The 18,243-nt window shown below is 70.6% G+C and carries 14 protein-coding genes; 7 read left to right on the top strand and 7 right to left on the bottom strand.

The annotated features are described in order from the left end of the window. Positions 1–6: 6 nt before the first annotated feature. From cydB to ACIBKX_RS21990, 4 genes are all read left to right on the top strand, one after another. The gene (gene cydB, locus ACIBKX_RS22005) at positions 7–1,011 is read left to right on the top strand and encodes a cytochrome d ubiquinol oxidase subunit II (RefSeq protein WP_363270370.1); all 1,005 of its coding nucleotides are present in this window, start codon (positions 7–9) and stop codon (positions 1,009–1,011) included. A gap of 104 nt (positions 1,012–1,115) precedes the next feature. Further along, complete coding sequence (gene cydD, locus ACIBKX_RS22000; protein ID WP_363270371.1) at positions 1,116–4,643, top strand: thiol reductant ABC exporter subunit CydD; 3,528 nt, start codon at positions 1,116–1,118, stop codon at positions 4,641–4,643. A gap of 133 nt (positions 4,644–4,776) precedes the next feature. After that, positions 4,777–6,522 carry a GAF domain-containing sensor histidine kinase gene (locus ACIBKX_RS21995; protein WP_399375862.1) on the top strand — a complete coding sequence of 582 codons (1,746 nt, stop codon included), beginning with the start codon at positions 4,777–4,779 and terminating at the stop codon, positions 6,520–6,522. 227 nt (positions 6,523–6,749) lie between these two features. Then, positions 6,750–7,787, top strand: a complete 1,038-nt coding sequence (locus ACIBKX_RS21990) for a peptidoglycan DD-metalloendopeptidase family protein (protein WP_363270372.1) — start codon at positions 6,750–6,752, stop codon at positions 7,785–7,787. A gap of 50 nt (positions 7,788–7,837) precedes the next feature. On the opposite strand, the gene ACIBKX_RS21985 is transcribed toward ACIBKX_RS21990, so the two are convergent. The 7 genes from ACIBKX_RS21985 to ACIBKX_RS21955 all read right to left on the bottom strand — a co-directional run bounded on the left by ACIBKX_RS21985 (position 7,838) and on the right by ACIBKX_RS21955 (position 15,160). Continuing rightward, the gene (locus ACIBKX_RS21985; RefSeq protein WP_363270373.1) at positions 7,838–8,722 is read right to left on the bottom strand and encodes a Cof-type HAD-IIB family hydrolase; all 885 of its coding nucleotides are present in this window, start codon (positions 8,720–8,722) and stop codon (positions 7,838–7,840) included. A 61-nt stretch (positions 8,723–8,783) separates the two neighbouring features. Next, positions 8,784–9,707 (bottom strand): LLM class flavin-dependent oxidoreductase, encoded by a 924-nt coding sequence (locus ACIBKX_RS21980; RefSeq protein ID WP_363270374.1) that lies wholly within the window; start codon positions 9,705–9,707, stop codon positions 8,784–8,786. A 145-nt stretch (positions 9,708–9,852) separates the two neighbouring features. Further along, the gene (locus ACIBKX_RS21975) at positions 9,853–10,419 is read right to left on the bottom strand and encodes an RNA 2'-phosphotransferase (RefSeq protein WP_363270375.1); all 567 of its coding nucleotides are present in this window, start codon (positions 10,417–10,419) and stop codon (positions 9,853–9,855) included. A gap of 169 nt (positions 10,420–10,588) precedes the next feature. Next, entirely contained in the window at positions 10,589–11,512 is a 924-nt protein-coding gene (locus ACIBKX_RS21970) for a MerR family transcriptional regulator (RefSeq protein WP_363270519.1), read from the bottom strand. 89 nt (positions 11,513–11,601) lie between these two features. Beyond that, a complete protein-coding gene (locus ACIBKX_RS21965; protein ID WP_363270376.1) occupies positions 11,602–12,534 on the bottom strand; it encodes a metal-dependent hydrolase in 933 nt (310 codons plus the stop codon). Continuing rightward, positions 12,531–14,312 (bottom strand): SDR family oxidoreductase, encoded by a 1,782-nt coding sequence (locus ACIBKX_RS21960; RefSeq protein WP_363270377.1) that lies wholly within the window; start codon positions 14,310–14,312, stop codon positions 12,531–12,533. Before ACIBKX_RS21960 ends, ACIBKX_RS21965 begins: the two co-directional genes overlap by 4 nt. Continuing rightward, complete coding sequence (locus tag ACIBKX_RS21955; protein ID WP_363270378.1) at positions 14,309–15,160, bottom strand: M24 family metallopeptidase; 852 nt, start codon at positions 15,158–15,160, stop codon at positions 14,309–14,311. The genes ACIBKX_RS21960 and ACIBKX_RS21955 overlap by 4 nt, the downstream gene beginning before the upstream one ends. Positions 15,161–15,469: 309 nt before the next feature. Here ACIBKX_RS21955 and ACIBKX_RS21950 point away from each other — a divergent pair, with 309 nt between their 5' ends. From ACIBKX_RS21950 to ACIBKX_RS21940, 3 genes are read left to right on the top strand one after another with little or no spacing between them, the layout of a single operon-like run. After that, positions 15,470–16,432: an ABC transporter ATP-binding protein gene (locus tag ACIBKX_RS21950; protein ID WP_399375861.1), complete on the top strand. Its 963-nt coding sequence runs from the start codon at positions 15,470–15,472 to the stop codon at positions 16,430–16,432. Further along, on the top strand, positions 16,422–17,327 hold the full coding sequence (locus tag ACIBKX_RS21945; RefSeq protein WP_363270380.1) for an ABC transporter permease: 906 nt from the start codon (positions 16,422–16,424) through the stop codon (positions 17,325–17,327). The genes ACIBKX_RS21950 and ACIBKX_RS21945 overlap by 11 nt, the downstream gene beginning before the upstream one ends. Further along, complete coding sequence (locus ACIBKX_RS21940) at positions 17,324–18,235, top strand: ABC transporter ATP-binding protein (RefSeq protein ID WP_363270381.1); 912 nt, start codon at positions 17,324–17,326, stop codon at positions 18,233–18,235. Before ACIBKX_RS21945 ends, ACIBKX_RS21940 begins: the two co-directional genes overlap by 4 nt. Positions 18,236–18,243 lie beyond the last annotated feature (8 nt).

The raw sequence follows: 18,243 nt of genomic DNA, 5'->3' as shown, positions 1-18,243 counted from the left end.
ATCGACATGGAACTTCACGACGTCTGGTTCGTGCTGATCGCCGTCCTGTGGATCGGCTACTTCTTCCTGGAGGGCTTCGACTTCGGGATCGGGGTCCTGACCAAGCTGCTCGCCCGTGACCGGGTGGAGAAGCGGGTCCTGATCAACACCATCGGCCCCGTCTGGGACGGCAACGAGGTGTGGCTGCTCACGGCGGGCGGCGCGACCTTCGCCGCCTTCCCCGAGTGGTACGCGACGCTGTTCTCCGGCTTCTATCTGCCGCTGCTGATCATCCTGCTCTGCCTGATCGTGCGCGGTGTCGCCTTCGAGTACCGCGCGAAGCGGCCCGAGGAGAAGTGGCAGACCAACTGGGAGCACGCGATCTTCTGGACCTCGCTGGTCCCGGCGTTCCTGTGGGGCGTGGCCTTCGCCAACATCGTGCGGGGCGTGAAGATCGACGCCCACAAGGAGTACGTGGGCAACTTCTGGGATCTGCTCAACCCGTACGGGATCCTCGGCGGGCTCGTCACGCTGACGCTCTTCACCTTCCACGGCGCGGTGTTCGCCTCGCTCAAGACGGTGGGCGACATCCGGGTGCGGGCACGGAAGATGGCGCTCGGTCTTGGGCTGGTCACGGCCGTGCTCGCGCTCGGCTTCCTGATCTGGACGCAGGCCGACAAGGGCGACGGCAAGAGCCTGGTCGCGATGATCGTGGCCGTGGTCGCGCTCGTCGGTGCCATCGGGGCGATCAAGGTGGGACGCGAGGGCTGGTCGTTCGCGCTCTCCGGCATCACGATCGCCGCGGCCGTCGCGATGCTCTTCCTGACGCTCTTCCCGAACGTCATGCCGTCGTCGCTGAACGACGAGTGGAGCCTCACGGTCACCAACGCCTCGTCGAGCCCCTACACCCTGAAGATCATGACCTGGTGTGCGGCCATCGCGACGCCGGTCGTGCTGCTCTACCAGTCGTGGACCTACTGGGTGTTCCGCAAGCGGATCGGTACGCAGCACATCGCTGACGCTGCGCACTGAGATCACCGACGCTGCGTACCGAGATCACCGACGCCGCGCACTGAGTCCGTTCCGACCGTCCTGGCCGTAGTCCAGTTCTCCGTCCTTCGGAGGGTGTGTTTCACGTGAAACCGATCGACCCGCGTCTGCTCCGGTACGCCCGTGCCACCCGGTTCTTCCTGATCGCGGTGGTGGTCCTCGGCGTCGCCGGGGCGGGCCTGGTCATCGCCCAGGCGATGCTCGTCGCCGAGGTCGTGGTGGGCGCCTTCCAGGAGGGGCTTGCCCTCGGCGACCTGGGGACGCCGCTCGTCCTGCTCGCGGTGGTCGCGGCGGGACGGGCGCTCGTCGCCTGGCTCACCGAGCTCGCGGCGCACCGGGCGAGCGCGGTGGTCAAGTCGGAGCTGCGGCGACGGTTGCTGGAACGGGCCGGGCAGTTGGGCCCCGGTTGGCTGAGCAGTCAGCGGACGGGCTCGCTCGTCTCGTTGGCCACGCGGGGCGTCGACGCGCTCGACGACTACTTCTCGCGCTATCTGCCCCAGTTGGGGCTCGCGGTCGTGGTGCCGGTGGCGGTGCTCGCCCGCATCGTCACCGAGGACTGGGTGTCGGCGGCGATCATCGTCGTGACCCTGCCGCTGATCCCGGTCTTCATGATCCTTATCGGCTGGGCGACCCAGAACCGGATGGACCGTCAGTGGCGGCTCCTCTCCCGGCTTTCGGGCCACTTCCTGGACGTGGTGGCGGGCCTCCCGACGCTCAAGGTCTTCGGCCGGGCCAAGGCACAGGCGGAGTCGATCCGGCGGATCACGGGCGAGTACCGGCAGGCCACGATGCGTACGCTGCGCATCGCCTTCCTGTCGTCATTCGCACTGGAGCTGCTGGCGACGCTGTCGGTGGCGCTGGTCGCGGTGACCATCGGGATGCGGCTCGTCCATGGGGACATGGATCTGTACGTCGGGATCGTCATCCTCGTCCTCGCGCCCGAGGCCTATCTGCCGCTGCGTCAGGTCGGGGCGCAGTACCACGCGGCGGCGGAGGGACTCTCGGCCGCCGAAGAGATCTTCGAGGTCCTGGAGACCCCGGTGCGGGCCACGGGGGAGGCGGCGGCCCCTTCGGGGACGCTGAGCGTGGAGGGCGTGACGGTCCGGTATCCGGGGCGGGCGGCGGACGCGGTCTCCGGGGTGTCGTTCACGGTGGAGCCGGGCGAGACGGTGGCTCTGGTCGGGCCCAGCGGGGTGGGCAAGTCGACGCTCCTCGATGTCGTCCTCGGCTTTGTCGAGCCCGCCGAGGGGCGGGTACGTGTCGGGGGCGTCGACCTCGCGGACGTCTCGCCCGAGCGGTGGCGCGAGCGGATCTCCTGGGTTCCGCAACGGCCTCATCTGTACGCCGGTTCCATCGCGGAGAACGTGCGGCTCGCGCGCCCCGACGCGGGGGACGACGCGGTGCGGGAGGCCCTGCGGGCGGCGGGGGCCTGGGAGTTCGTGTCGGAGCTGCCGGGTGGCGTGGAGACCTTGCTGGGGGAGGACGGGGCCGGGCTTTCCGCCGGGCAGCGGCAGCGGCTCGCGCTGGCGCGGGCGTTCCTCGCCGATCGGCCTGTGGTGCTCCTCGATGAGCCGACGGCCGCGTTGGACGGAGAGACCGAGGCGGGGGTCGTCGAGGCGGTCCGGCTGCTCGCTGTCGGGCGGACTGTGTTGCTGGTGGTGCATCGGCCGGCGCTGCTGGGCGTTGCCGACCGGGTCGTTCGGCTGGACGCCGCTCATGTCGGTGCCCGGCAGGGGGGCTTGTCCCCGGCTGTTGCGCCGAGCGGAGCGTCTGCCGACACGGGGGGCGAGCAGAGCGATTCGGTGGCTGCGTCGGCATCGACATCGACATCGACGTCGACATCCGCGGAGTCCCGCTCGGCCGCCGGGGTGCTGGCCCGGCTGCGGGGGATGGCTCAGCAGCGGAAGGGCAAGCTCGCCCTGGCGCTGCTGCTGGGGTCCCTTGCGATCGGCAGTTCCGTCGGGCTGATGGCCACCTCGGGATGGCTGATCAGCCGGGCGTCCGAGCAGCCGCCGGTGATGTACCTGATGATCGCCGTGACGGCGACCCGCGCCTTCGGCATGGGCCGCGCCGTCTTCCGCTACGCCGAGCGCCTCGTCTCGCACGACGCCGTGCTGCGGATGCTGGCCGACACCCGCGTCGCGGTCTACCGGCGCCTGGAACGCCTCGCCCCGGCCGGGCTCAGGAAGAGCCGCCGCGGCGACCTCCTCTCCCGTCTCGTCGCCGATGTCGACGCCTTGCAGGACTACTGGCTGCGCTGGCTGCTGCCCGCGTCGGCCGCCGCGGCCGTCGGCGCCGGAGCCGTCGGCTTCACCGCCTGGCTGCTCCCCGAGGCGGGCGCCGTCCTCGCCGTGGGCCTGCTCCTCGCGGGCGTGGGCGTACCGCTGCTCTCCGGAGCGGTCGCCCGCCGCGCGGAGCGCAGGCTCGCCCCCGCGCGCGGGGTGCTCGCCACGCGGGTCGCCGATCTGCTCACCGGGACCGCCGAGTTGACGGTCGCCGGCGCGCTGCCCCGGCGTACCGCCGCGGCGAAGGAAGCCGATGCCGAGCTGACCCGGATCGCGTCCAGGACCGCCGCGGCCACCGCGCTCGGCGACGGGCTCGGCGCGCTCGCGTCCGGGCTCACCGTGGCCGCCGCCGCCCTCGTCGGCGTACAGGCGGTGCACGACGGCAGGCTGAGCGGGGTCGCGCTCGCCGTCGTCGTCCTGACGCCGCTCGCCGCGTTCGAGGCGGTGCTCGGGCTGCCGCTCGCCGTGCAGTACCGCCAGCGCGTCAGGAAGAGCGCTGAGCGGGTCTACGAGGTCCTCGACGCCCCCGAACCCGTCCCCGAGCCCAGCGAGCCCGCAGAGCGCCCGCAGACGCCTTTCCCGCTCCATGTCGAAGGTCTGCACGCCCGCCACGAGGGTCAGGGCCGCGACGCGCTCGCCGGTGTCGGCCTGACGCTGGAGCAGGGCCGGCGGATCGCCGTCGTCGGTCCCTCGGGCTCCGGCAAGACGACGCTCGCCCAGGTGCTGCTGCGCTTCCTCGGGACGAGCGAGGGGACCTACACCTTGGGCGGCACGGACGCCGCCTCCCTCGACGGTGACACCGTGCGTGAGCTGGTCGGGCTCTGCGCCCAGGACGCGCACATCTTCGACAGCTCCGTACGGGAGAACCTGCTCATCGCGCGGAGGGACGCGAGCGACGGCGAACTGCGCGACGCGCTGGCGCGGGCCCGGCTCACGGAGTGGACCGACTCGCTGCCCGACGGGCTCGACACCTTGGTCGGCGAGCACGGGGCGCGCCTCTCCGGAGGACAGCGACAGCGCATCGCCCTGGCCCGCGCGCTGCTCGCCGACTTCCCCGTCCTCGTCCTCGACGAGCCCGCCGAGCATCTCGACCTGCCGACCGCCGACGCCCTCACCGACGACCTCCTTGCCGCCACCGAGGGGCGTACGACGCTGCTCATCACGCACCGGCTCGCCGGTCTTGAGGCGGTCGATGAGGTGATCGTCCTCGACGAGGGGCGGGTCGTGCAGCGCGGCGGCTACGCGGAGCTGGCGGCGGTCGACGGTCCGCTGCGGCGTATGCGGGAGCGGGAGAGCGCGGCGGATCTGCTGCTGACGGTGGCGGGCTGATGGCGGCGGGCTGACGGTGGGGCCGGCGGTCGCGTGACGTGCTGACGTGCTGCTGAGGGGCGAGGGAAGGTCCGTCGTGTCCGGAGAGCAGCCCCGACTTTCCTCGCCAAATAGGACTAACTACCCTCAAGGCATGTCAGCCGCCTCGTCCCCCGCCGCCTCGCCGCGCCCCGACGGCACTCCGGAGCCGATGGATCCCGTGGCGGCGGCGACGCGGGCGACCCGCAGCCTGCAGGGCCTCTCCCCCGAGCTGACCGCGCGGCTGCCGCAGCTCCTGGAGGCGATGCGGTCGGTCGGCGCCGGCCTTGAGCTGCACAGCACGCTGGACCGCATCTGCGAGACGGCGGCCGAGCTCGCGGACGCCCACTACGCGGCCATCGGCGTCGTCTCCGAGGACGGCACGGGGCTCTCGGACTTCGTCTACTTCGGCGTCGACGAGGAGACCGCCGAGCGGATCGGGCACCTTCCCGACGGACACAAGGGGCTGCTCGGCGCCCTCATCCACCAGCCCGAGACCCTCCGCCTCGCGGACCTCTCCGCCGACCCGCGCTCCTGCGGATTCCCGGCGAACCACCCGCCGATGCGGACCTTCCTCGGCGTCCCCATCCGTGTCCAGGGCGAGATCTTCGGCAACCTCTACCTCACCGAGAAGCGAGGCGGCGCCGAGTTCAACGAGTACGACGCGCACATGGTCCGCGTGCTCGCCACGGAGGCGGGCATCGCCATCGGCAACGCCCGCCTCTACGAAGCGGCCACGCAACGGGAGCGCTGGATCGACGGCTCCGTGGCCGTCACCACGGCTCTCCTCTCGGGCAGCGACGCCGAAGAGGCCCTCTCCGTAGTCGCCGAACAGGCCCGGCACCTGGCGGACTCGGCCGCCGGGATCGTGCTCCTGCCCGACGACGAGGGCGGCATGGAGATCGTCGCCGTCTCCTCCGAGGAACCCTCCGGGGCGCTCGGCGTGGTCATCCCCGCGGAGAGCCGGATCATCGCCGATCTGCTCGCCGGGGAGTCCGTGTTCCTCGACGACGCGGCAACGGACCCGCGCATCCTGACCGATCTCGCCCGCGGCTACGGGCCGGTGATGATGCTGCCGCTGCAGAGCGACGGCCGCGTCCTGGGGACGCTCGTGACGCCACGCGCGCGTGGCGCACGGCCGTTCACCGAGACCGAGCGGACCCTCGCCACCCAGTTCGCCTCGCAGGCCGCGCTCGCGCTGATGATGGCCGAGGCACAGCGCGACCGGGAGCGGCTCGCCGTGTACGAGGACCGGGACCGCATCGCGCGGGACCTGCACGACCTCGTCATCCAGCGGCTCTTCGCCACCGGGATGATGCTGGAGAGCGCGCAGCGCAGGTCCGTCGTGCCCGAGGTGCAGACCGGTGTGGGCAAGGCCGTCGACGAGCTGGACGTGACGATCCAGGAGATCCGTACGGCGATCTTCGCCTTGCAGCAGGGTCCTGCGGAGGCGCCTTCGGGGCTGCGTACGCGCGTCCTGCGCGAGATCAACATGGCGGCCGTTCCTCTCGGGTTCAAGCCCTCGCACCACTTCGTGGGGCCCGTGGACACGGTGGTCGGCGAGCTCACCGGCAAGAACCTCATCGCGGCCCTGCGCGAGGCGCTGTCCAACGCGTTCCGGCACGCGGGCGCCGACCGCATCGAGGTCGTCGTCGACTCGACGGTGATCCTCCCCGACGGGCAGCAGGGCGTGCGCCTGACCGTCTCGGACGACGGGGTGGGCATCGCGGAGGGCGGCCGGCGCAGTGGCCTGAAGAACCTCAAGAGGCGCGCGGAGTCGCTGGGCGGGGACAGTTGGTACGGGCCCGGCATCGGGGCGGACGGCGGCGGCACGTCGGTGGTGTGGCAGGCGCCGTATTGAGGTGGTGGGTGGCAGGCGCCGTACTGGAGCGGTGGTGTGGCAGGCGCCGTACTGAACGGGCCGCTACGGGGGTGCTGATCCGCTTCTACAGGTGGGGCGTCAGCGAACCCGGCCTCTCCGTAGGCCCCTGTTCGGCCGTACGGCAGTGGGCTGTTCGGGGCACCGGGTGCCCCGGGTGTACGAGCACGGCAGGCCACGGCGTCGGCGGCCGGGCAACGTTCCGTGACATGCGCCTGAGCCACCGCGGTAGCCATCCGCTCGTCACCGTGTCGGTACTGCTGTGCGCGCTCCTCGTTCCCGCGCCGGCCGGCGCCTCCGAAGGGCCGAGCGCCGGCGCCGAGGTGGCGCGCCTCTACGAAGAGGCGTCCACGGCGACGCTGCACTACGAAGAGGGCAAGCGGGCCGCCAAGGTGCAGCGGGCGCACGTCCGGAAACTGGACCGACTCCTCCGGAAGGAGCGGCGCGCGGTCGAGGTGCTGCACGGGGACCTCGGCCGGATGGCCAGCGCCCAGTACCGCACCGGTGGCGGACTCCCCCAGACCGCCCAACTGCTGCTCGCGGACAGCCCCGAGGACCTGATGCGCGGTCAGCGGGCCCTGTGGCAGGCGGATCTGGCCGTCACCAACGCCGTCACCAAGACCCAGCGCGCGGCTGCCAGGCTCGCCGAGGCCAAGCGCACCGCGGACCGGGCCAAGCGCACCCTCGACCAGCGCAACGAGCACCTGGCGGAGCTGAAGCGCGGCATCGAGGCGAAGCTGGCGTCGGCGCAGTGGACCCTCCAGGGCGAGGCGGACCGGTCGGTCGCGGCCGGGCAGTGCCGTGGTGCCGTACGGCTCGATCAGCCGGAGACGCCCTCCACGCGCGCGTGGACGACGCCTGTGGAGACGTACGAGCTGTCGGCGGGCTTCGGCAGCGCGGGCGCTCGCTGGTCCCGGCGGCACACGGGGCAGGACTTCGCGGTCGACATCGGGGCGCCGGTGCGGTCGGTCGGCGCGGGCCGCGTGGTGAGCGTGTCCTGCGGCGGCGCCTTCGGCATCGAGGTCGTGGTCGCGCACGAGGGCGGCTACTACACGCAGTACGCGCATCTGGCCGCCGCCGCCGTCGACCAGGGGGAGCGGGTGGCTCCGGGGCAGTGGCTCGGCCAGGCGGGGACGACCGGCAACTCGACGGGGCCGCACCTCCACTTCGAGGTGCGGCTCACTCCGTATCTGGGGTCCGGGGTGAACCCGGAGAAGTGGCTGGCCGAGCGGGGAGTGCAGCTCTAGGGCGCGGTTCCCTTGGAGTGTCGGCCCCCGGTGGTCGCCCAGAGGAGCTGTCAGCCCCGGCGTTCGCCCAGGAGCTGCTCGATGACGACCGCGACGCCGTCCTCGTTGTTGGCCACCGTGCGCCCCGAGGCAGCGGCGATCACGTCCGGGTGGGCGTTGCCCATCGCGTACGACGTGCCCGCCCAGGACAGCATCTCGATGTCGTTCGGCATGTCTCCGAAGGCGACGACCTCGTCCGGCGTGATGCCGCGCTCGGCGCAGCACAGCGCCAGGGTGCTGGCCTTGGAGACGCCGGGGCCGCTGATCTCCAGGAGGGCGCTCGGGCTGGAGCGGGTGATCTCGGCCTTGCCGTCCACGGCCGCGCGGGCCACGGCGAGGAACTCGTCGGGCGCGAGCTCGGGGTGGAAGGCGAGGACCTTCAGGATGGGCTGGTTCGCGGCGTCGGACTCCTCCGCGAGGAGCTTCTCCGCGGGCGCGACGCTCTCCCCCGGCTCCAGATGCAGCGGGGGGTACGTCGGCTCGATGTGCAGCCCGCCGGTGCGCTCGACCGCGAAGGACGTGCCGGGGGCCGCCGCGCGCAGGATCTGGACGACGCCGAGCGCGTCCTCGCGCCGCAGCTCCCGCACCTTCACGAAGCGGTGGCCGCCCGAGCCGTCGTGCAGGTCGACGACGGCCGCGCCGTTGCCGCAGATGGCGAGGCCATGGCCGTGCACATGGTCGCTGACGACGTCCATCCAGCGGGCCGGGCGGCCGGTCACGAAGAACACCTCGATGCCGGCCTCCTCGGCGGCGGCGAGCGCGGCCACCGTGCGGTCCGACACGGACTTGTCGTCGCGCAGCAGTGTGCCGTCCAGGTCCGTGGCGATCAGCCGAGCCTTGGGCCGGTGCGGGACGGGGGCGGTCGGGGACTGGGGCCGTGGGGTAGCTGAGGTCACGCCATCGATTGTCCCGCATCTGCGTGCACGGGCGTGCGCTGGGGCGCACATTTGAGTGCCTTTACGCCCCTACTGTGCCACCGCCGAGCTGGACCAGCGCCTCTGTGGCGATCCGCTCGAAGACCTTCTCGTCCGCCGCGAAGTCGGTCCCCGGCAGCGGCCAGTGCAGCACGATCTCGTTGAAGCCCAGCTCAGCGTGGCGTCCCGCGAAATCGACGAAGGCGTCGAAGGAGTCGAGGGGGCGGTCCGGGGTGAAGCCGGTGAGAAGGATCTTGTCGAGCTCGGCGGCGTCGCGGCCGATGGCCTCGCAGGCCGCACCGAGCTTCTCGGCCTGTCCGCGAATGGCTTGAAGTGACTGCTCCGGAGTGCCGTTCTCGAAGAGCTTCGGGTCGCCCGTCGTCACCCACGCCTGCCCGTGGCGCGCGGCGAGCTTCATCCCGCGCGGACCGGTGGCGGCCACCGCGAAGGGCAGCCGGGGGCGCTGCACACAGCCGGGGATGTTGCGGACCTCGGACGCCGAGTAGTACTCACCGTCGTACGAAACGACGTCTTCTGTAAGAAGGCGGTCGAGCAGCGGCAGGAACTCCCCGAAGTGGTCGGCGCGCTCGCGCGGGGTCCACGGCTCCTTGCCCGTCCTGCGCAGCGCGGTGGCGTCGAAGCCGTTGCCGCCCGCCCCGATGCCGAGGGTGATCCGGCCGTCGGACACGTCGTCCAGCGTGATCAGGTCCTTGGCGAGGGTCACCGGGTGCCGGAAGTTCGGCGAGGTGACGAGCGTGCCGAGGCGCAGCCGGTCGGTGGCGGCCGCCGCCGCGGTCAGGGTCGGCACCGCCCCGAACCAGGGTCCGTCGCGGAAGGTCCGCCAGGAGAGGTGGTCGTAGGTGTACGCGGTGTGGAAGCCCAGCTGCTCGGCCCGCTGCCAGCGCTCCTTGCCGCCCTCGTGCCAACGGCGGACGGGCAGGATCACGGTGCTCAGACGCAAACTCATGTATCAGAGCGTATGCCCCGGGCCCTGCCGTCTTCCCTTCGGAATGTGCCGGGTCAGTGCCGGCCGGACGAGCCGTGCGTCAGTCCGGGACGAGCCGTGCGTCAGTCCGGGACGAGCCGTGCGTCAGTCCGGGACGGTCCGCGCCTCAGTGCCGGTCAGGGAAGCGGAGATAGGCCGGCGGCACGGCCGCGGTGAGCCAGACGCCGTTGGCGCTGACCTGGAAGACATGGCCGTCCCGGTGCATCGCGCCCGCGTCCACGGAGAGCACGACGGGGCGGCCGCGGCGGGCGCCGACGCGGGTGGCGGTCTCGCGGTCGGGCGAGAGATGCACGGCATGGCGGTTCATCGGCCGCAGGCCTTCGGCGCGGATCGCGGCGACATTGCGGGCCACCGTGCCGTGGAAAAGAAAGGGGGGCGGCGTCGCCTCGGGCAGTTTGAGGTCGACGTCGACGGAGTGGCCCTGGCTGGCGCGGATCCGGTTGTTCTCGACGGCGAACCGCTGTTTGTCGTTGGCGGCCACCACGTGGTCGAGTTCGGCGCGGGTGAACCGGAATCCGTGCCGCGCGGCCGCTGCGATCAGGGCGTCGATCTCCACCCAGCCGCTCTCGTCGAGCGTGAGCCCGATCCGCTCGGGCTGATGGCGCAGGTGCTTCGACAGGTATTTCGACACCTTCACGGTGCGTCGTTCGTCGATGGGGGGTTCTCCAATCATCCATTCGGACGTACTCATCTCCTCAGAGTCGCGCCCCGGACGTTCTCCCCGCACTTGATTTTCGTCCACCGACTTTTCATCGCTCTTATTGCGTCGACAGGTTTGATCCACAGCCAAGTCCAGTTATCCACAGGGGAATTGGCGATTCTGTGGACAACAGGCAGGCTATTTAGGAGCTTTGGGCAACAGAGTCTGTATTGCCCTGACTTGATGCAAGTGAGTCCAATGTCCTTGCCTGTAGCTCACGTTCAGTGGCCGCCGCGATGAACGCCGCGACGTTCGCCTGACCAACCAGGGCCTCCACCGCCCTGGTTGTTGCAGCGGGCAGTGCGACAGCGAGCGGCTCATCGGTACGAGACGCGGGCTGCCCGGATGCCAGGTGTTGCTGGAGGTGACGCGTGGCGAACAGGCGCATGGCGCGGGCCAGTTCGGCGTCCACCGACTGCTGGGCCAGCGGCCGCAGCCTGCGGACGAGCGAGGCTGCTTCCGCCGCGTCCGTCTCGGTCGGCGGGTGATGGTCGAGATAGCGCGCGAAGACATGCTCGGTCGTGAACTCCAGGAAACGGGAGGCTATGTGCTCGACCTGCCCCCTCAACTCCCTTAGGTGCCCCGAGATCGCCGCCAGTGGAACGCCCGCAGCGTGCAACTCGACGGCAACCGCCAGCTCTTGGGGACTCGGCACCAGATACTCGTCGTCCCGGCCCGGCATCGGCTCGAGCACGCCGAGCGCGATCGCGTCGGAGAGCGCCGCCTCGTCCGGATCGCCGCCGAACGCCGCGTCCAGCTCCGCGCGGGTGATCCGGTCCGCCTTCTCGTCCGTCCACGGACCCTCGACCTCGGCGGCGAGCCCCAGCACACCGCCCAGACCCCGGCCCGCGTCCCAGGCCTCCAGCAGCTCCTTGATGGAGGCCAGGGTGTACCCCCGGTCCAGCAGATCCGCTATCTGCCGCAGCCGCGCCAGATGCGCGTCGCCGTACACATTGGACCGGCCGCGCCGCTCGGGCCGGGGGAGCAGCCCGCGGTCCTGATAGGCGCGGATCGTGCGCACCGTGGCACCGCTGTGATGCGCCAGGTCCTCGATGCGGTACTCCACCGGTCTGTGCCCGGTGCCGGCCTGCCCCGCCGGCCCCTGCCCGGCGCCCGACTGCTCGTCCACGCTCCCCGCCCCTCCATGAACTCTTGCTAGGCGATGGCCGCCCTGCCGACGGCCGCCGCCGCGGCCCGCGCCGCGGGCGACTGGGCCAGATACTCCACGGCCTTGCGCAGGGAGCCCTCCTGGGAGGGATGGTACGACCGCCGCAGATAGCGGGGTATCGCCGCACCGAGCTCCCGCCAGGCGGGCAGCAGACCCTTGCGGACCGCCCTGTTGTGCTCGCCCAGGGAGTAGCGCAGACGCCCCGCGAGCTGCGGATCGCGGTGCATCAGATACGCCGTGCCCCACACCCACAGGTACAGCATCACGGGAGCCGTGACCGTCATGCCCGCGATCCTCCGGGCATAGCGGGGCAGGCCGTCGCCGCCGCAGTGCTGGTACATGTCGAAGGCGACCGAGCGGTGTTCGACCTCCTCCGCGCCGTGCCAGCGCAGCAGGTCGAGCATGACCTTGTCGGCCTCCGCGCGGTCCAGGCCCTCGGCGTGCAGCACCCAGTTCCCCAGGACCGCCGTGAACTGCTCGATCGCGGCGACCACCGAAAGGCGGAAGCGCAGCCACTCCTGCGTCGGGATGGGCGCCCCCAACGGCGGCTTCTCGCCGAGGAGTTTCTCGAAGAGGAGGTCGACGTACTTGGTGAACGCCGCGGTGTCGAGCCGCTGCGCCGCCAGGTGGTCGAGCACATACGCGTGCTGCACGCTGTGCGTGGCCTCCTGGCCCATGAACCCCTTGACGTCCTTCAGCAGCACCGGATCGGTGACCAGGGGCAGGCCTTCCTTGAAGACCTTCACGAACCACCGCTCCCCCGCCGGCAGAAGCAGATGCAGCACATTGATGACGTGGGTGGCGGTGGGCTCGTCCGGTATCCAGTGCAGCGGCGTCTCGTCCCAGTCGAACGAGACCCGGCGCGGAACGATCGTGTAGTGCTCCTCGGTGTTCGTCTCGGCGTGCTTCTCCGTGCTCACAACGGCGGCTCCAATCGGGCTATCGCACGCAGGGCCTTGGGGGTGAAGCGGGACATGAGGTGGGCGCCGCGGGCCTCCGGGGTGACCGGGACCACCGCCTGGTTCCTGACCACCGCGCGCAGGACCGCGTCGGCGACCTTCTCCGGCGGGTAGTTGCGCAGGCCGTACAGGCGCGAGGACTTCTTCTGGCGGCGCTTCTCCTCGTCGGCGTCGACACCGACGAAGCGGGAGGTCGACGTGATGTTCGTGTTCACCAGGCCCGGGCATATCGCCGAGACCCCGATGCCCTGGCCCGCGAGCTCGGCGCGCAGGCACTCGCTGAGCATCAGGACGGCCGCCTTGGACGTGCTGTAGGCGGGCAGCGCCTTGGAGGGCTGATACGCCGCGGCGGAAGCGGTGTTGACGATGTGACCGCCCTGGCCGCGCTCGGCCATCTGCTTCCCGAAGAGCCGGCAGCCGTGGATCACGCCCCACAGATTGACGTCGAGGACCTTCTTCCAGTCCTCGCTGCTCGTCTCGAGGAACGAGCCGGCCATGCCGATGCCCGCGTTGTTCACCAGGACGTCGACGATGCCGTACTCCCCGGCGACCTTCTCCGCGAGCTTCTCCATGGCCTGCTCGTCCGTTACGTCGACCGTCTCGCCCCAGGCCTCGGGGGCACCGACGAGACGGGACATCTCCGCGGTGCGCGCCGCGCTCTCCGCGTCCCGGTCGACGGCCACGATCCTCGCCCCCGCCTCGGCGAACGCGAAGGCGGTGGCCCGGCCGATGCCGCTGCCCGCGCCCGTGACCAGGACCAGCTGGCCGCCGAAGCGGTCGGCGTGCTTCCCCGTGGCGACGCTGTCGTTCGCGGGCACGCCGTCCTCGTTGGTCGTCACGAACTCGGTGATCCACCCGGCCAGTTGGTCGGGCCGGGTGCGCGGCACCCAGTGCTTGGCCGGCAGACTGCGCCGCACCAACTGCGGGGCCCACAGCTCCAGTTCGTCATAGAGCCGCTCCGACAGGAAGATGTCGCCGGACGGCGTGATGAGCTGCACGGGCGCGTGCGCGTAGGCGTCCGCGCGGGGCCTGCGCAACCGGGCGCGGACGTTGTCCCGGTAGAGCCAGGCGCCGTGGGCGGCGTCCGAGGGCAGCGACGGCGTCGGATAGTCGCCCGCCGGGACCTTCTCCACACGCTCAAGGATCTTGGGCCAGCGCTTGCCGAGCGGACCCCGCCAGGCCAGCTCGGGGAGGACCGGCGTGTGCAGCATGTACACGTACCAGGACTTGGCGCCCTGCCCGAGCAGCTGGCCGACCTTGCGCGGCGTGGGCCGGGACATCCGCTTCTTGATCCAGTGCCCGAAGTGGTCGAGCGAGGGTCCCGACATCGAGGTGAAGGACGCGATCCGCCCCTCCGTGCGCTTGACCGTGACGAACTCCCAGGACTGCACCGAGCCCCAGTCGTGCCCGACCAGGTGCACCGGCTTGTCCGGGCTCACCGCGTCGGCGACGGCCAGGAAGTCGTCGGTCAGCTTCTCCAGGGTGAAGCCGCCGCGCAGCGGCTTGGGCGCCGTCGACCTGCCGTGCCCGCGCACGTCGTACAGGACCACGTGGAAGCGGTCGGCGAGGCGCTCGGCGACCTCCGACCACACCTCCTTGGAGTCCGGGTAGCCGTGCACGAGCAGCACCGTGGGCTGCTGCGGGTCGCCCAGTTCGGCGACGCACAGCTCCACCCCGCCCGTGCGCACCCAGCGCTCGCGCGCGTTCTTGATCTCCTTGGTGAATCCCCCCGCGCTCATGCGACGGCCCTTTCCTCAGCCCAGCGCCGCACGTGCGGCAGATCGTCGTCCAGCCAGAACGCGCTCTGTTCGGGGTCCTTGGAGTCGGTGACGACCAGGATCTCCTCGAACTTCGCGCCCGTACCCCGGAATCCGAGGTGCGGTTCGACCGCCCACAGCCCCTTCTGGGGCGGGTGGTCGGAGAATTTGTACGGCGACCAGAGCGGTGACCAGCCGTCCCGGTGACCGTGCAGTGCGTCGCTCGCCAGGCCCTTCAGGGACTGCGTGCCGAAGCCGAAGACGTGCGGCGTCAGGCGGCGCTCCTTCACGCGGTCGACCTTGTGCGCGATGACGCCGAAGGGATAGGCGCGGTGGCGGTTGGCATAGCCCTGGCGGACCATGAGCCGGTCCACGTCCTCATAGATCTCGCGCAGCGGGCGCCGCTCGCGGACTTCGCGCAGGATCAGCTCGCGGTGCGCCTCCAGGTCAGAGAGCAGCTTGTCGTGCACGGGGTTGAGACCCAGGCAGCCCGAGTACCCGATATCTGCCGTATATCCCTTATATACCGGGGCCATGTCGAGGATGAAGGGCATCCCCGGCTCCAGCTTGCGGTTGGTGGGGAAGAACTGCAGGGGTATCCGGAAGTTCACGAACGCCGTGCGATCCCCGAACCAGGCGAAGGGCAGGTGGAACCAGTCGCGCACCCCGCGCTCGCGCAGCCACTCACGCTGCATCCGCGCCGCCTCGCGCTCGGTCACCCCCGGCTTGAGCTGCGCCGCGACGGCCTCCGCGCATTCATACGCGAGGGTCTGAACTTCCCTGAACCCCCGCAGTTCCGCCGAGAGTTCGCCTGCCACTGCTGAGGTCATGCCACCGTCCGTCCCGAGTCCGGTCCATCCCGTGTCCGGCTCATCGCCGTACGCGTCCGTAACTTGACACTGATGAATGTGACAATGCTCGACGGCTACGTCAATAGCTGTGCACGAGCCGGACCGGACTCAAGGGGAAGCTGCGGGGCATCCCCCAAGGGTCGACTTCAGGACGACCCTTACGGGCCCGTAATACCCGAGAGTGATGCGGGGACAGCACCCTGGTCTGACGTGCAGTGTGGTCTGCGCCACTACCTTCGAACTGTGAATGTGATCGCGACCGAAAGTCTGAGCAAGCGGTTCCCGAGGGTGACCGCGCTTGACCGGCTCACCATGGACATCGGGCCCGGCGTGACCGGACTCGTCGGAGCCAACGGGGCCGGCAAGTCCACGCTGATCAAGATCCTGCTGGGTCTGTCCCCCGCCACGGAGGGCACGGCCGCCGTGCTCGGCCTCGACGTCGCGACCAGCGGCGGCCAGATCCGTGAGCGCGTCGGGTACATGCCCGAGCACGACTGCCTGCCGCCCGACGTGTCGGCCACCGAGTTCGTCGTCCACATGGCGCGCATGTCGGGCCTCCCGCCCACCGCGGCCCGTGAGCGCACGGCGGACACCCTGCGCCACGTCGGCCTGTACGAGGAGCGCTACCGCCCCATCGGCGGCTATTCCACGGGCATGAAGCAACGGGTGAAGCTCGCCCAGGCCCTGGTGCACGACCCCGACCTGGTCTTCCTCGACGAGCCGACCAACGGCCTCGACCCGGTCGGCCGTGACGAGATGCTGGGACTGATCCGCCGGGTCCACACGGACTTCGGCATCTCCGTCCTGGTCACCTCCCACCTCCTCGGCGAGCTGGAGCGCACCTGTGACCACGTCGTCGTCATCGACGGCGGCAAACTGCTCCGCTCCAGCTCCACCACCGACTTCACCCAGACGACCACGACGCTGGCCGTAGAGGTGACGGACACCGACGAACGCCCGGACGGCACCGCCGCGTTCCGCGCGGCCCTGAAGGACCGGGGGATCTCCACCCACGAGGGCGGCAACCTCCCGGGCGCGGGCCACACGGTGCTGCTCGAAGCGGAGGGCGAGGGGACGTACGACCTGGTGCGCGACCTCGTCGCGGACCTCGGCCTCGGCCTGGTCCGGATGGAACAGCGCAGGCACCACATCGCGGAGGTCTTCCGCTCGGAGCAGTCCGAGCAGTCCGAGCAGTCCGAGAACTCCGAACACGGAGCAGAGGGGAAGGAGGCGGTCCGCCATGGCGGTTGAGCAGACCCCGGCACACGCCGGTGAACAGACCCAGATCCACAACATCGGGTATCGCAATTACGACGGACCCCGCCTCGGCCGCTCCTACGCCCGCCGCTCGCTCTTCTCCCAGAGCCTGCGCGGCGCGTACGGCCTCGGCCGCTCGGCCAAGTCCAAGGTCCTCCCCATGATCCTCTTCGCGGTGATGTGCGTCCCCGCCGCGATCATGGTGGCGGTCGCCGTGACGACGAAGGCGAACGACCTCCCCCTCGACTACACGCGCTACGCGATCGTGCTGCAGGCCGTCATCAGCCTCTACCTCGCTGCCCAGGCCCCGCAGACCGTCTCCCGCGACCTGCGCTTCAAGACCGTGCCGCTCTACTTCTCCCGCCCCATCGAGCGCGCCGACTACGTACGCGCCAAGTACGCGGCCATGGCATCGGCCCTCTTCATCCTCACCGCCGCACCCCTCCTCGTGCTCTACGTAGGGGCGCTGCTCGCCAAGCTCGACTTCCTGGAGCAGACGAAGGGCTTCGCCCAGGGCCTCGTCTCCGTGGCACTGCTATCGGTCCTCTTCGCCGGCATCGCCCTGGTCATCTCGGCGATCACACCCCGCAGGGGCTTCGGGATCGCCGCCGTCATCGCCGTCCTGACGATCTCCTTCGGAGCGGTCTCCTCGGTCCAGGCGATCGCCCACGAACAGGGCAGCCTGGACGCCATCCCCTGGCTCGGCCTCTTCTCGCCGATCACCCTCATCGACGGCGTACAGACGGCCTTCCTCGGCGCGAGCTCCGCCTACCCCGGAGGGGCAGGCCCCTCGACCGGCACGGGCGTGGTCTTCGTGATCGTCGTCCTCGCCCTCATCGCGGGCTGCTACGGCGCCCTCATGCGCCGCTACCGGAAGGTCGGACTGTGACCACCATCAACATCGATCACACCTCACGCTGGTTCGGCAACGTGGTGGCGGTCAACGACATCACGATGAACGTGGGCCCCGGCGTCACCGGCCTCCTCGGCCCGAACGGCGCGGGGAAGTCCACCCTCATCAACATGATGGGCGGCTTCCTCGCCCCCTCCACCGGCAGCGTCACACTCGACGCCAGGCCGATCTGGCGCAACGAACAGATCTACAAGGACATCGGCATCGTCCCCGAGCGCGAGGCGATGTACGACTTCCTCACGGGCCGCGAATTCGTCGTCGCCAACGCCGAGTTGCACGGCCTCGACGAGCGGGCCGCCCACAGGGCGCTCGCCACGGTCGAGATGGAGTACGCGCAGGACCGCAAGATCTCGACGTACAGCAAGGGCATGCGCCAGCGCGTGAAGATGGCGTCCGCCCTCGTCCACGAGCCGTCCGTGCTGCTGCTCGACGAGCCGTTCAACGGCATGGACCCCCGCCAGCGCATGCAGCTGATGGACCTCCTGCGGCGCATGGGGGACGAGGGCCGCACGGTCCTGTTCTCCTCGCACATCCTCGAAGAGGTCGAGCAACTGGCCTCGCACATCGAGGTGATCGTGGCCGGACGGCACGCGGCGAGCGGTGACTTCCGCAAGATCCGCCGCCTGATGACGGACCGCCCGCACCGCTACCTGGTCCGTTCCAGCGACGACCGGGCGCTTGCCGCCGCGCTGATCGCCGATCAGTCGACGGCCGGCATCGAAGTCGACCTCAAGGAAGGCGCGTTGCGCATCCAGGCCGTCGACTTCGGCCGCTTCACCACGTTGTTGCCACGCATCGCCCGCGATCACGACATCCGGCTCCTCACGGTCTCGCCCTCGGACGAGTCGCTCGAGTCGGTCTTCTCCTACCTCGTCGCGGCCTGAAGGGAGCC

Source organism: Streptomyces sp. NPDC050658 (assembly GCF_044457025.1).
GTDB lineage: Bacteria > Actinomycetota > Actinomycetes > Streptomycetales > Streptomycetaceae > Streptomyces.
The sequence above is the reverse complement of the archived record's forward strand: the minus strand, read 5'-3'. Positions and strand labels throughout refer to the sequence as shown.

Bases quoted from the DNA above. Each gene is read 5' to 3' on its own strand.
- ACIBKX_RS21945 (WP_363270380.1), top strand. From the start codon at position 16,422: ATGGCGGTTGAGCAGACCCCGGCACACGCCGGTGAACAGACCCAGATC.
- ACIBKX_RS21995 (WP_399375862.1), top strand. From the start codon at position 4,777: ATGTCAGCCGCCTCGTCCCCCGCCGCCTCGCCGCGCCCCGACGGCACT.
- ACIBKX_RS21980 (WP_363270374.1), bottom strand. From the start codon at position 9,707: ATGAGTTTGCGTCTGAGCACCGTGATCCTGCCCGTCCGCCGTTGGCAC.
- ACIBKX_RS21975 (WP_363270375.1), bottom strand. From the start codon at position 10,419: ATGATTGGAGAACCCCCCATCGACGAACGACGCACCGTGAAGGTGTCG.
- ACIBKX_RS21955 (WP_363270378.1), bottom strand. From the start codon at position 15,160: ATGACCTCAGCAGTGGCAGGCGAACTCTCGGCGGAACTGCGGGGGTTC.
- cydB (WP_363270370.1), top strand. From the start codon at position 7: ATGGAACTTCACGACGTCTGGTTCGTGCTGATCGCCGTCCTGTGGATC.
- ACIBKX_RS21990 (WP_363270372.1), top strand. From the start codon at position 6,750: ATGCGCCTGAGCCACCGCGGTAGCCATCCGCTCGTCACCGTGTCGGTA.
- ACIBKX_RS21960 (WP_363270377.1), bottom strand. From the start codon at position 14,312: ATGAGCGCGGGGGGATTCACCAAGGAGATCAAGAACGCGCGCGAGCGC.